General features: G+C 71.0%; 11 protein-coding genes. 7 read left to right on the top strand and 4 right to left on the bottom strand.

Annotated elements, in window-relative coordinates:
- Positions 1 to 3 precede the first annotated feature (3 nt).
- Positions 4 to 1413 (bottom strand): acyl-CoA synthetase, encoded by a 1410-nt coding sequence (locus tag ACQPWW_RS21010; RefSeq protein ID WP_433134464.1) that lies wholly within the window; start codon positions 1411 to 1413, stop codon positions 4 to 6.
- 348 nt (positions 1414 to 1761) lie between these two features.
- Here ACQPWW_RS21010 and ACQPWW_RS21005 point away from each other — a divergent pair, with 348 nt between their 5' ends.
- Positions 1762 to 2061 (top strand): hypothetical protein, encoded by a 300-nt coding sequence (locus ACQPWW_RS21005; protein WP_433124901.1) that lies wholly within the window; start codon positions 1762 to 1764, stop codon positions 2059 to 2061.
- A gap of 71 nt (positions 2062 to 2132) precedes the next feature.
- On the opposite strand, the gene ACQPWW_RS21000 is transcribed toward ACQPWW_RS21005, so the two are convergent.
- On the bottom strand, positions 2133 to 2759 hold the full coding sequence (locus tag ACQPWW_RS21000) for a TetR/AcrR family transcriptional regulator (protein ID WP_433124900.1): 627 nt from the start codon (positions 2757 to 2759) through the stop codon (positions 2133 to 2135).
- Positions 2760 to 2828: 69 nt separating this feature from the next.
- On the opposite strand from ACQPWW_RS21000, the gene ACQPWW_RS20995 reads away from it, so the two are divergent.
- The 3 genes from ACQPWW_RS20995 to ACQPWW_RS20985 all read left to right on the top strand — a co-directional run bounded on the left by ACQPWW_RS20995 (position 2829) and on the right by ACQPWW_RS20985 (position 8423).
- Positions 2829 to 5024, top strand: coding sequence for an MMPL family transporter (locus tag ACQPWW_RS20995; protein ID WP_433124897.1), 2196 nt, complete (start codon positions 2829 to 2831; stop codon positions 5022 to 5024).
- 293 nt (positions 5025 to 5317) lie between these two features.
- Positions 5318 to 7915: a rifamycin-inactivating phosphotransferase gene (gene rph / locus ACQPWW_RS20990; protein WP_433124896.1), complete on the top strand. Its 2598-nt coding sequence runs from the start codon at positions 5318 to 5320 to the stop codon at positions 7913 to 7915.
- 73 nt (positions 7916 to 7988) lie between these two features.
- Positions 7989 to 8423, top strand: coding sequence for a VOC family protein (locus ACQPWW_RS20985; protein WP_433124894.1), 435 nt, complete (start codon positions 7989 to 7991; stop codon positions 8421 to 8423).
- A gap of 37 nt (positions 8424 to 8460) precedes the next feature.
- On the opposite strand, the gene ACQPWW_RS20980 is transcribed toward ACQPWW_RS20985, so the two are convergent.
- The gene (locus tag ACQPWW_RS20980; RefSeq protein WP_433124892.1) at positions 8461 to 9405 is read right to left on the bottom strand and encodes an acyltransferase domain-containing protein; all 945 of its coding nucleotides are present in this window, start codon (positions 9403 to 9405) and stop codon (positions 8461 to 8463) included.
- Between the two features lie 240 nt (positions 9406 to 9645).
- Here ACQPWW_RS20980 and wrbA point away from each other — a divergent pair, with 240 nt between their 5' ends.
- From wrbA to ACQPWW_RS20965, 3 genes are all read left to right on the top strand, one after another.
- Complete coding sequence (wrbA, locus tag ACQPWW_RS20975) at positions 9646 to 10245, top strand: NAD(P)H:quinone oxidoreductase (protein ID WP_433124890.1); 600 nt, start codon at positions 9646 to 9648, stop codon at positions 10243 to 10245.
- Between the two features lie 87 nt (positions 10246 to 10332).
- Positions 10333 to 11139 (top strand): GNAT family N-acetyltransferase, encoded by an 807-nt coding sequence (locus ACQPWW_RS20970; protein WP_433124888.1) that lies wholly within the window; start codon positions 10333 to 10335, stop codon positions 11137 to 11139.
- A 102-nt stretch (positions 11140 to 11241) separates the two neighbouring features.
- On the top strand, positions 11242 to 11907 hold the full coding sequence (locus tag ACQPWW_RS20965; RefSeq protein ID WP_433124885.1) for a tetratricopeptide repeat protein: 666 nt from the start codon (positions 11242 to 11244) through the stop codon (positions 11905 to 11907).
- Between the two features lie 48 nt (positions 11908 to 11955).
- Here the strand turns inward: ACQPWW_RS20965 and ACQPWW_RS20960 are convergent, their stop codons facing one another.
- Positions 11956 to 12558: a class I SAM-dependent methyltransferase gene (locus ACQPWW_RS20960; RefSeq protein ID WP_433124884.1), complete on the bottom strand. Its 603-nt coding sequence runs from the start codon at positions 12556 to 12558 to the stop codon at positions 11956 to 11958.

Below are 12558 nucleotides of genomic sequence, written 5' to 3'. Positions count from 1 at the left end.
GGGTCACTCTGCCCTGAGCCTGCTCTTCTGCACCTTGCCGAGAGCGTTGCGGGGCAGTGCCTCGACCACGCGCACCTGTCGGGGCCGCTTGTGTGTCGACAGTTGGCGGGCCACGAACTCGATCAGTTGCGCCTCATCGATCCCGTCACCCACGACGTACGCCGTCACCTGCTGACCGAGATCGGGGTGCGGTGTGCCCACCACCGCGGCCTCCCGGACACCGGGATGCGCCAGCAGCGCGTCCTCCACCTCCCCGGCGCCGATCCGGTAACCGCCGCTCTTGATCAGGTCGGTGGCGGACCGGCCGACGATGCGATGCCAGCCGTCCGGACCGATCGTGGCCACGTCGCCGGTGCGGAACCATCCGTCCCGGGTGCGGGTGGCCGCGTCCGCGTCGGGCCGGTTCAGGTACCCGTCGAAGAGGGTCGGGCCGCACACCTCGAGTTCGCCCATCGTGACGCCGTCGGTGGGCATCGAGCGGCGGTGCTCGTCCACCAGGCGGGTGCGTACCCCCGGCAGGGGCAGACCGACGGCGCCGGGGCGGCGGGGGCCGTCGGCGGTGGCGCTCACCGTGATCAACGTTTCGGTCATCCCGTAGCGCTCGACGATCTGGTGGCCGGTGAGGCCTGTCAGGTCGGCGAAGACCGACGCGGGCAGGGCGGCGCTGCCCGACACCAGCAGCCGCGCGGCGCGTAGGGCTCGGGCCGAGGTCTCGTCGGCGGCGATCCGGGACCAGATGGTGGGGACGCCGAAGTAGAGGGAGCCGGCCGCTGCCGCGTACCGCTGGGGACGGGGTTGGCCCACGTGGTGCAGCCGGCTACCCACTCGCAGAGGCCCGAGCACGCCGAGCACCAGGCCGTGTACGTGGAACAGCGGCAGGCCGTGCACGAGCAGGTCGTCCGGCGTCCACTGCCAGGCCGCGGCGAGCCCGTCGAGGCAGGCCGCGATGGCTCGGCGCGACACCGTCACGCCCTTCGGCGCGCCGGTGGTGCCACTGGTGTAGAGAATCAGCGCGATGCTGGCCGGATCCGGCTCCGCGTGGCTGGTGTCCGATCCTCGTCCCAGGTCGATCGGAATGGTCGGTAGCCCGTCGGGTGTCTCGCGGTGCTCACCGCGAGCCGGCACGAGCATCGCTCCGGGCGCCGAGTCACGCAGAATGTGCTCGCGTTCCATCGGGCCGGCGTCCGGCGGCACCGGTATCACCGCGGACCCGGCCAGCAGCGCACCGACCACACCGACCACCGTGTGCAGGCTGGCAGTCGCGTCGACGGCCACCCGGTCCACACCGCGCAGGTCGTCGGCCACCGCGGCGGCGAGCCGTCGCACCTGCACCCACGAGGCCGCCTGGTCGTCGATCCGGATCGCATCCGGGCTCTCGTCGGTTGACGCGAGCAGCCAGCTCAGCAGCACCAGCACGTGACCCTTCTCGTCGTCCCCCGCGGCGCACAGCCGATCCGGTCGGGGGTGTGGGTGTAGCCGACGCCTGCCGCCCGCACCGCCGGACGTGTCGAACCTAGCCGGGCCCACCGGAGCGGACCACCCCTACCGACGACGCCGTCCCGCACCGGGCGGGTGACGCCGTCCGGCTCCGGGTGGGTGCCGCCGTCCGGCTCCGGGTGGGTGCCGCCGTCCGGCTCCGGGTGGGTGACGCCGTCCGGCTCCGGGTGGGTGCCGGATTAGGGGTGAGGTAGGGGTGCTCCCAGGGCGGCCGGGATTCCTACAGTGGGTGGGGACATCCACGCTGGTTCGGGGAGGGTTCGCATGAGCGTCGAGGGCAAATGGCAGTTGACCACCGACAGCCCGATGGGCAAGCAGCGGCTCCAGCTCGACCTGCAGAGTGCCGGAGACCAGGTCACCGGAACCGTCACCAATCTCGACAACGGCCTGACGACCGAGGTGCTTGACGGCGCGGTGTCCGGCGCCGACCTGCGCTGGAAGATGAAGATGTCGAAGTTCAACGTGACTCTGACCTTCACCACCGTCGTCGACGAGAACACGATGACCGGCACGGTGAAGGCCGGCATGTTCGGCAGCTTCCCGGTCTCGGGCGTACGCGAGTAGTCGATCGCCGTCGGGTCACGCGTGGTTCGGGCGCCCCGTCGGGGCGCCCGAACGCGTTTCGCGCAGCTGGATCAGCCGGTGTCGCCGAGGTGTTGCCAGGTGGACGCGATGGCGTTGTCCAGCGCGGCGCGCATCTGCTGCGGATCGGCGGCCATCCGGGCTGCCACCTCGGCATCGGAGTAGAGCATGGTGATCGCGCCGACCAGGGTGCCCACCATGGCACCGACCAGTGCCGATGCGGTCACCGGGTCCAGCGTGTCGGGATAGGCGTCGAGCAGCGCTCGGACGATCTCGCGTTGACCCTCCAACACCTTGCGCACGGCGCCGGCCTGCAGCGCGGGTGTCTGAAGGATCAGGTCGGCGCGGATGCGCTCGGACTGGCCCAGGGGGTCGGTGTCGGCGTTGAGAACCGAGTGGAACGCCCGGCGTAGCAGCTGTGCCGGGGTCTCGTCCGGACCGGGCTGCGCCAGCACAGCGGTGAAGAGCTCCAGCTTGAGCGGGGGATCGTCGAACAGCACGTCCTCTTTGCTGGCGAAGTGGACGAAGAAGGTGCGGGGCGAGACGTCGGCGGCGGCCGTGACGTCGGCGATTGTGGTCTCGTCGTACCCCTTGCTGGCGAACAGTGCGATCGCCGCGTCGACGAGCGCCTGTCGGGTGCGCGCCTTCTTCCGCTCGCGAAGGCCCATGTTGCCAGTCATCGCTGCATCCTACAATCCTGGACGTTGCAGCTATTGAAACATTGCATTCACTGCAATTACGCTGTGGGCATGGAGAGAACCCTTGAGCGGTTGGGGCGTGCCACCGCCCGGCACCCGTGGCTCACGATCGCGGCCTGGGCCGTGAGCGCCGTGGCGTTGCTCGGTGTGGCTCAGGCCAGCGGCGGCGCCTTCGTCAACGAGTTCCGGATTCCCGGCGCGGAGTCGCAGCGCGCCGTGGACCTCACCCAGAAACACTTCGCCGCGCTCGGGGCCGCCAGCGCCGACGTCGTCTGGCACAGCGACAGCGGCCCGCTCCGCGATCCGGCCCAGGCCGACGCCATCCGCGCGGTGGTCGCGGACTTCGCCGGGCAGCCGGACGTCCGGTCGGCCGCCGACCCACTGGCCGAGGGGAGCGGTCAGCTCAGCGCCGACGGTCGCACCGCGATCAGTTCCGTGCAGTACGACAAGGAGCTCGGCGACCTCACCGCCGAGCAGAGCGAGCGGCTCGACGCCGCGGCCGACAGGGCTCGTGCCGCCGGGGTGACTGTGGAGTTCCGGGGCCTGGTGGTGGATCTCGCGGCCACCCCGGAGACCAGTGGCTCCGAGCTCATCGGCGTCGGCGCGGCGCTGCTCATCCTGCTTGTCGCGTTCGGTTCGGTGGTCGCCGCCGGACTGCCCGTGCTGGTCGCCGTGCTCGGGCTGATGGCCGGCACCGCACTGGTGTTGATCGCCGGAACCGGCATGGACATCCCGGCCATCGCCCCGATCGTGGCAGTGATGCTCGGCCTGGGAGCGGGTGTCGACTACGCGTTGTTCGTGATCACCAGGTTCCGGCACTACCTCTCGACCGGTATGCCGAAGGCCGACGCCGTCGGCCGGGCACTCGCCACGGCCGGCCACGCGGTGCTGTTCGCCGGCGCCACAGTGGTGGCGGCGATCCTCGGCCTGCTACTGACCGGCATCCCGTTCATCGGCGGCATGGGCGTGGCCGCGGCGTTGACCGTCAGCATGACGATGCTCGCGGCGCTGACCCTGCTGCCGGCGGTGCTCGGGCTGCTGGGGCCGAAGGTCAACGCCCTGCGCGTCGGCCGTCGACGCGAGGACGCGCCGGTCGCCGGGGAGCCCGGGGCTGCTCGGGCACTCGGCGGCTGGGGCCGGTGGGCGGACCGGGTCGCGAAGAACCGTTACGCGTACGCCACCGGTGCGCTGCTGGTCCTCGTCGTGCTCACGATCCCGCTGTTCAGCCTGCGGCTGGGCACACCGGACGACGGCAACGCCCCGACGAGCTTCACCCAGCGCAAGGCGTACGACACGGTCGCCGCGGAGTTCGGCGCCGGCTGGAACGCACCGTTCCTGGTCGTTGCCGAGCTGCCGACCGGTGGCCGGGGCGACGCGATGCTGGAGAGACTGAGCAGCGGCCTCGCGGCTGATCCGGAGGTGTCCCTGGTAACCCCGGCCCAACCGAGCCAGGACGGCGGCTTCGCGCTGCTCACCGTGGTGCCCGAGCACTCGCCGCAGGACGCCGAGGTCAGTGACCTGCTGCACCGCATCCGTGACGACCTGGCACCGGCAGCCGAGCAGGGCACCGACGGACGCATCCAGGTCGGCGGTCCCACCGCGTTCGTCACCGACCTCTCCGACGCGGTCGGCGCTCGGCTGCCCTGGATGGTGCTCGCCGTGCTGGTCGCGGCGGCGCTGCTGTTGATCGCGATGTTCCGGGCGCCCGTGATCGCCATCAAGGCGGCGGTGCTGGCGCTGCTGTCGATCGGCGCGGCGCTGGGCGTCGTGGTGGCGATCTTCCAGTGGGGCTGGGGCCTGTCGCTGGTCGGCATCGACGAGCCCGTGCCGATCATGTCGATGGTGCCGATGTTGTTGTTCGCGGTCCTCTTCGGACTCTCGATGGACTACGAGGTGTTCCTGCTCTCGGCCATCAAGGAGGAGTACGACAGCGGCCACGACGCGCAGCGCGCCATCCTGGCCGGCGTGGACGGCACGGGTCGCCTGATCACGGCCGCCGCGGCGATCATGACGGTGGTGTTCCTGTCCTTCGTGCCGATCCAGGACACCAGCATCAAGATGATCGGCATCGGTCTGGCGACCGCGGTCATCATCGACGTCACAGTCATCCGGCTGGTGCTCGGACCGGCGGTGCTGAGCATTCTCGGCTCGGCCGCCTGGCGTCGATGGCCGGGTCGGCGTAACCAGGACCTGTCGGCGTCGCGGCCGGTGCGCCGGCGTCCGCCGCTCGTCCCCGACAGGTGCTGACCGGTCGAAGGAGCACGGCTCGCGACGGACGACCACAGCAAAAGGCAGGGAGATGCGACTCCCTGCCACTTCTAACTTATAGCGTACCGGGGGGCTTGCGGCAAGACCCGGGTCGTGGCGCAGAATCGGCGGCCGGAGACGGCACTGACGAGAAATCGGGGGCACGACGTGGGTCTGTTGTCGTTGTACGGGGGACGCGGCCACCGCGATCCGCGGGTCGGGTCGGCACGGCGGATGCGGGAGCTCTCGGCGGCTGCGGTGCGCCGGAGCACGGCGGCCCGGGAGGTGTGGCGATGAGCGAGCAGTACGTCGTGGATCTTGCAGAGGTGGACCGGACCCAGGTCGCGCTCGTCGGCGGCAAGGCCGCGCACCTGGGCGGGCTGTCGCGGATCGACGGCGTCCGCGTGCCGGCGGGTTTCTGTGTCACCACTGTCGCCTTCCGGCGGATCGTGGCGGAAGGGCCGGCGATCGGCGATCTGCTCGATCAGCTGTCGCATCTGGGCCCGGATGACCGGGAGCCGATCCGTGTGCTCAGCGCCGAGGTCCGCCAGCGCATCGAGAAGACCGCCATCCCCGGCGATCTCGCGGCGGCGATCACCCGCGCGCTCGTCGTGCTCGGCGAACAGTCCGCCTACGCCGTGCGATCCAGCGCGACGGCGGAGGACATGCCGACGGCCTCCTTCGCGGGGCAGCAGGACACCTACCTGAACGTCATCGGCGCGGCCGCGATCCTGACCCACGTCAGCCGGTGCTGGGCGTCGCTGTTCACCGAGCGGGCCGTGACCTACCGGCTGCGCAACGGCTTCGACCACCGGAAGGTCGGCATGGCCGTGGTCGTGCAGCAGATGGTCTTCCCGCAGTCGGCCGGCGTCCTGTTCACCGCCGACCCCGTCAGCGGCAACCGGAAGGTCGCCACCGTGGACGCCAGCTTCGGCCTCGGCGAGGCCCTGGTCTCCGGCCGGGTGAACCCGGACGTCTTCACGGTGCGCGAGGGTGCGATCGTCGCCAGGTCGATCGCCGCCAAGGAGGTCGCCGTGCACGCCCTGCCGGGTGGCGGGACGCAGGAGGTGGCGATCGACCCGCAGCGCCGGGAGCAGCCGGCGCTGACGGACGCGCAGGTCCTGCGGCTCGTGCGACTCGGGCGTCGGATCGAGGAGCGGGCCGGCTGTCCGCAGGACATCGAATGGTGCCTGGTCGACGACGACTTCCAAATCGTGCAGAGCCGGCCGATCACCACGCTCTTCCCCATCCCCGCGGCTGACGACCAGGACAACCACATCTATCTCTCCGTCGGCCACCAGCAGATGATGACCGACCCCATGAGGCCGCTGGGCCTCTCCATGTGGCAGCTGACGGCCATGGCGCCGATGCACGAGGCCGGCGGCAGGCTGTTCGTCGACGCGACCCGGATGCTGGCCTCGCCGGCGAAACGTGCCGGCTTCCTGGAGATGGCCGGCCGGACCGATCCGCTGACCCGGGACGCGCTGGAGACCGTCCTCGACCGGCCCGACTTCGTCCCGGCGCTGCCGGACACCGGTCCCGTTGGGCCGCCGGCCGGTGCGACGTCCGCCCCGATCGAGACCGATCCGGCCATCGTCACCCAACTGATCGAGCGCAGCGAGGCGTCCATCGCCGCCCTGCGCCACGACATCGCCACGTTGACCGGGCCAGCGCTGTTCGACTTCCTGCTGGAGGCCTTCGCGCAGCACAAGCGGGATCTCGGCGATCCGTTGAGCATGCAGGCGATCATGGCGGGGATGCAGGCCACCTGGTGGCTCAACGACCGGCTGGGGGAATGGCTCGGCGAGAAGAACGCCGCCGACACCCTCACGCTGTCCGCCCCCGGCAACGTCACGTCGGAGATGGGGCTCGCGCTGCTCGACGTCGCGGACGTGCTCCGTCCGCATCCGGAGGTGGTGGCGTTCCTGCGGGGCGTCGAGGACGACGGCTTCCTGGACGAGCTGCCGAAGCTCGCGGGCGGGACCGAAGCGCGTGACGCCATCGAGGCCTACCTCGACCGGTACGGCATGCGCTGCGTCGGTGAGATCGACATCACGCGACCGCGGTGGCGCGAGCGCCCCGCCGCCCTCGTGCCCGTGCTCCTCGACAACGTCGCGAACTTCGCGCCGGGCGCCGCCCAGCGGCGCTTCGAGCAGGGGCGGCAGGAGGCTGAGAAGAAGGCGCAGGAGGTGTTGACGCGCCTGCGGGCGCTGCCGGACGGGGAGCAGAAGGCCGACGAGACCGCGCGGATGATCGACCGGGTCCGGACCTTCGTCGGCTACCGGGAGTATCCCAAGTACGGCATCATCAGCCGCTACTTCGTCTACAAGCAGGCAGTGCTGCGAGAGGCCGAGCGCCTCGTGCGGGCCAACGTGCTCCGCGAGCAGGAGGACGTTTTCTACCTCACGTTCCAGGAGTTGCACGACGTCGTGCGCTCGCACCAGGTGGACGACACGCTGATCCAGCGACGCAAGGACGAGTTCCGGTCGTACCACGCGCTCACGCCGCCCCGGGTGCTGACCTCCGACGGCGAGGCCGTCACCGGGGCGTACCGGCGCGACGACGTGCCGGCCGGCGCCCTGGTCGGCCTGCCGGTCTCCGCCGGGACCGTCGAAGGGCGCGCCCGCGTCATCCTGGACATGGCCCAGGCTCATCTCGAACCGGGTGACATCCTCGTCACGGCGCACACGGACCCGAGCTGGACGCCCCTCTTCGTCGCCATCGCGGGCCTGGTGACGGAGGTCGGAGGACTGATGACACACGGCGCGGTGATCGCCCGGGAGTACGGCCTGCCGGCTGTCGTCAGCGTGGTGGACGCCACCCGGCTGATCTCCGACGGACAGCGGATCCGCGTGCACGGCAGCGACGGGTACGTCGAGATTCTGCGGTGACCGACCGGTCACCGGCGCGGTTGCGCGGATTAATGCGGTGCGGACGACGAGAGAGCCTCCCTAGGGTGGAGCGATGTCACAAGTCAGGCAGGTCCAGATCACCTTCGACTGCGCGGAGCCGGAGCGGGTCGCGCGTTTCTGGTGCGCGGTGTTGGGATACGTCGTACCGCCGCCGCCGGAGGGGTTCGCCACCTGGGACGATTTCGAGCGGACCCGGCCGCCCGAGAAGCGGGGTGCGGCGTTCGCCTGCGCTGATCCGTCCGGGGTGGGCCCGCGCCTGTTCTTCCAGCGCGTTCCCGAGGGCAAGGTCGTCAAGAATCGGCTGCACCTCGACGTGCGGGTCGGCACGGGGCTCGTGGGCGATGAGCGGCTGGCCGCGCTGGAGGCCGAATGCGCGCGACTGCTCGCGCTCGGTGCGACACGCGTGCGGCTGCTCACTGCCGACGAGGAAAACGAGTCGTGCCTCGTGATGCAGGACGTCGAGGGCAACGAGTTCTGCCTCGACTGAGGGCCGCGACCGGTGTGGCCCGTGGCCGATCGTCTGGCTAGATCGGGAATCGGCCCCGACACCAGCGCCAGTGCCGGCCGGCCTTCAGGTGGTCGACGACCGCACGCTGGAGCAGGGTGTCGCGCGGTAACTGGTCGAGGGGGGTGGTCAGGGTGCGGAACGCGAATCGCCGCACCTCGACATCGGCGTCCAGCCCTTCCGGTTCCTCGTAGGGGTCCAGCTCGAACCGCTGCTGGAACCGGATGATGTTGGAACCCTCGGGCAGGTACTCCCGCAACTGCGGGTCGAGCAGCCAGGAGCCACAGGCGAACGCGGTGTAGTGCTCGTCGGGGAAGTGGCGCGGGAAGAACGCGCGGGCCTCGTCGAGCGATGCGTCGACGGCCTCCGGGGTCAGCGGCCCCGCCTCGGGGATGTGCAGGTCGATGGCGGTGCCGCCGCGCTGGTGTTGCAGTCGGCCCAACTCGTAGAGGCCACCGCGCGCGTGTAGCGTCAACCAGCTCTGCATGACCGGCCAACCCTCGCGGCGCATCCGCCGGTCGATCGCGAGGTTGCGGCCCAGGTCGGCGAGGGTCGCCCAGGACACGTCATCGGTGATGCCGTGGTCGCGGTGGTAGCCCCGGGCGACGTCGACCAGGGCCAGGTACGCGTACACGTAGAGGTGCCGCCAGGCGGGACCTCGTTCACGCGGCAGCTCCGGACCGGGCGACAGCCAGCCGTGGCCCCCGAGGTCGGCGAGAACCAGAGCGGTCGAGCGGTCGAGCAGCCAGCGCAACTCCGCCGTCCACAGTGCTGAGTCGGGGTCGGGCCAGCCCGCCAGGATCTCGGCGGCGTCGTCCGGCCGTACCGCGAGCCGGTCGAGGATCGCGGGCGCGTCGGCCTTGGCGGGCAGCGGGGCCGACGGCCGGTCGTTCGCCAGGCGGTGCACGCGCTCGACGTCCTCGACGGGTACGCCGAGCCGGTCGGCGGTGACGTCCAGGTCCACGCGGCCGATCGTACCGGCAGTGGATCGTCCCGTCCGGCGTCAGCTGTCCGGCCTCGGTGGCCCCTCGGCGGTTTACCGCCGTCGAACACCATTTGTCGGCTTCCGAGTCCCCACCCACAGTGGGCTGCGCGTCGGGCCACCCGGGGTCCGGTGGCAACCGCTCGCCGCAGTTGCTAGAGTCAGATTGTTGCTACGGCAAATTTATCGCCGGCAACTACTTTCGATGAAAGGACCCCTCCGATGGCTAAGCTCGCCGTCATCTACTACTCCTCCACCGGCACCGTCCACGCGATGGCCAAGCGGCTCGCCGAGGCCGGCGAGAAGGCCGGCGCCGAGGTGCGGCTGCGCCAGGTTCCGGAGCTTGCCCCGCAGGAGGCCATCGCCTCCAACGCCGCCTGGAGCCAGCACTTCGACGCCACCAAGAGCGAGGCGAAGGCGACCGCCGACGACGTCGTCTGGGCCGACGCGGTGCTCTTCGGCACCCCCACCCGGTACGGCAACGTCTCCAGCCAGCTCAAGCAGTTCATCGACACCCTCGGCCCGCAGTGGGGGCAGGGTCTGCTGGCCGACAAGGTGTACGCCGGCTTCACCGCCTCCATGACCGCCCACGGTGGGCAGGAGTCGACGCTCCTGGCGCTCTACAACACGATCCACCACTTCGGCGGTCTGGTCGTCGCGCCCGGCTACACCGACCCGGTGAAGTTCGCCGACGGCAACCCGTACGGCGTCTCGCACGTCACCGGCGGAAGCAACGACGCGCCGCTGGGTGACGCGCAGCTCAACGCCCTCGACCACATGGCGCAGCGGGTGGTCACGATCGCCGGCAAGCTCGCCGCCTGACCGTCCCCGCGCGCGGTCACAACCGGCCGAGCGAGCACCATTGACCTGCCTGGGGCCGGTTTCCCGGCGGTGGAAACCGGCCCCGGCATGCCGAATCGCTCGGCCAGCGGGCTACGGAGCAACGAGGAGTGTTCGATAAACACCAGCGCCGATTGGATAGCGGCGTCGTATGCCGACGCCATCAAGGTTCTCTGCGCTGTCACCCCGAAGGGCTGGTACGCCGAGCGGGGCACCGCCCGAGCCGCGGTGACCCAGGCGGGGGTGGCGTCGCTGAACGTGGTCTACGACACGACGCCGGACCCGGATCTCGGGTCACTCGACCGGCTGGCGGTCGAGGTCGGCACGCAGGCCGAGCACTGGTCGATCATGGTTCGGGGCGAGGCGGACGACGACGTCCGCGACCTCGCCGCCCGGCACGGGCTGCTCAACCGCGGTGACCTGCCGTTGCTGGCCTGCGCCGCGGGTGACGTCGTGTTCCGCTCCGCCCCGGCGGGGCCCGAGTCGATCCGCCGGGTCCGCGCGACGGAGGCGGGCCTCTACACCGACACCCTCACGCGGGGCTTCGAAGCTCCGGACGGCGCCTTCGGTTCGTTGATGGGCGGCGGTGTGCTCGACGCCGACCCGGTCGCCGGCTATCTGGCCGAGGAGTCCGGCCGACCCGTCGGCACCGGGCTCGGATTGCTGACCTCCGGCGTGGTCGGCGTGTTCAACATCGCCGTGCTGCCCGCCGCACGGGGCCGTGGAGTGGGCAGAGCGATCACGGAAGCCGTCCTGCGGGATGGCATCGCGGCCGGCGCGGAGGCCGCCTACCTGCAGTCGAGCGCGATGGGCCGACCGCTCTACGAGGCGATGGGCTTTCGCCTCGTAGCGAACTGGACGATCTTCCACGCCTGATCGACTGAGGCGCGGCCCGGAGCGAGAGGGGCAACAGGAGTGGGTTTCAGCGACGATGTTCGCGCGGCCTTCCGCCGGGGCGAAACCGACGCGGTGGTGCGCATGAGCGAGACCGAGATCGACAGGGCGCGGGCGGCCGGCGATCCGTCGGGGGAGGTGGAGGCCCGGTACAGCCTCGCCCGGGTCGCCATCCGTGGTGGTGACCTTCCTGGCGGCGAAGCGCGCGCCCGGGAAGCGCTCGCGGTTGCCCTTCGGTCCGGTGATCGGAGTCTGGAGGAGCGGCCCCGCCACGTGCTGGCCGGCGTGGCCCGGATGTCCGGCGACCTGACCCGCGCTCGGCAGCTCTATCGGGAGAGCATCGCGCTCAACGAGGCTCTGGGCCAGCCCACACTCGTCAACGCGGAGACCCACAACCTCGGGTTCTGCGAGTTGGGTCTCGGCAATCTCGACGCGGCGCGGGAGTTGTTCGCCGCGAGCCGGGAGAGGGTCTTCCGCAACGGCTGGGCGGACTTCGTCCCGTACGTCTGCCTGGCGGACGCCGCGCTCGCGTCGGCCCACGGCGACCACGCGCGGGCCGGCCGGATGGTCGCCGTCACGGACGCCGCATTCGCGGCGCTGGGTCAAGTGCCCGATCCCGATGACGCGGCCGACCTGGCGGCCGTGCGGGCGGCCGCGGTCGAGGCGCTCGGCGCGACCGGCTTCGCCGCGGAGTACGCGCGGGGCCAGCGTCTCGAACCGCGTGCGGCGTTCGTCGACGGCACCGACTGACGCGACCGACGCCCACCGCGCTGACGGCCCCGGCTACCCGGCTCGCCGTTACTCCGCGACCGCCGCGATGGCGGCGTGTGGCCGATGACCGCCCTCGCTGGGCCGCTGGTGGCGGTCGACCTCCCGGAAGCCGGCCCGGCTGAGCCGCTCGGACACTTCGTCGGGGGGCCAGCGGTAGGCGGTCACCACCTTGTGGTCGAAGGGGCCGACCTCGTCGGCGTCGAAGAAGCCCAGCACCAACCGCCCACCCGGGGCCACCGCCCGCCGGAACTCACCGAGTACGCCGTCGAACTCCGGTGGCGGCAGGTGGATCAGCGAATACCAGGCCAGGATGCCGTCGACGGAGCCGGCGGCGACGTCGAGGTTTTCGAAGGACCCGAGGTGGAACTCGACGCCCGGGTGGGTCGCCCGGGCGTGGGTGATGAACTCGGGGACCAGGTCGATCCCCCTGGCGTCGACGCCCAGCGAACGAAGGTGACCGGTGAGATGGCCGGGGCCGCAGCCCAGGTCGAGCACCGTGCCGGGCTGACCTGCCAGATGTCGGCCGATGAAGGCGAGGTCGTCGGGATCGACCTGCTGGCTCGTGCCGAACAGGTCGATGTAGAGATCTGCGACGGATCCGTACGCCTGCCGAACCTTCTCCCTCTGCAC

Origin of the sequence: Micromonospora sp. CA-240977 (assembly GCF_050942285.1) — a bacterium.
In the GTDB taxonomy this organism is placed as follows: Bacteria; Actinomycetota; Actinomycetes; order Mycobacteriales; family Micromonosporaceae; genus Micromonospora.
This window is presented reverse-complemented; position numbering and strand designations above follow the sequence as displayed.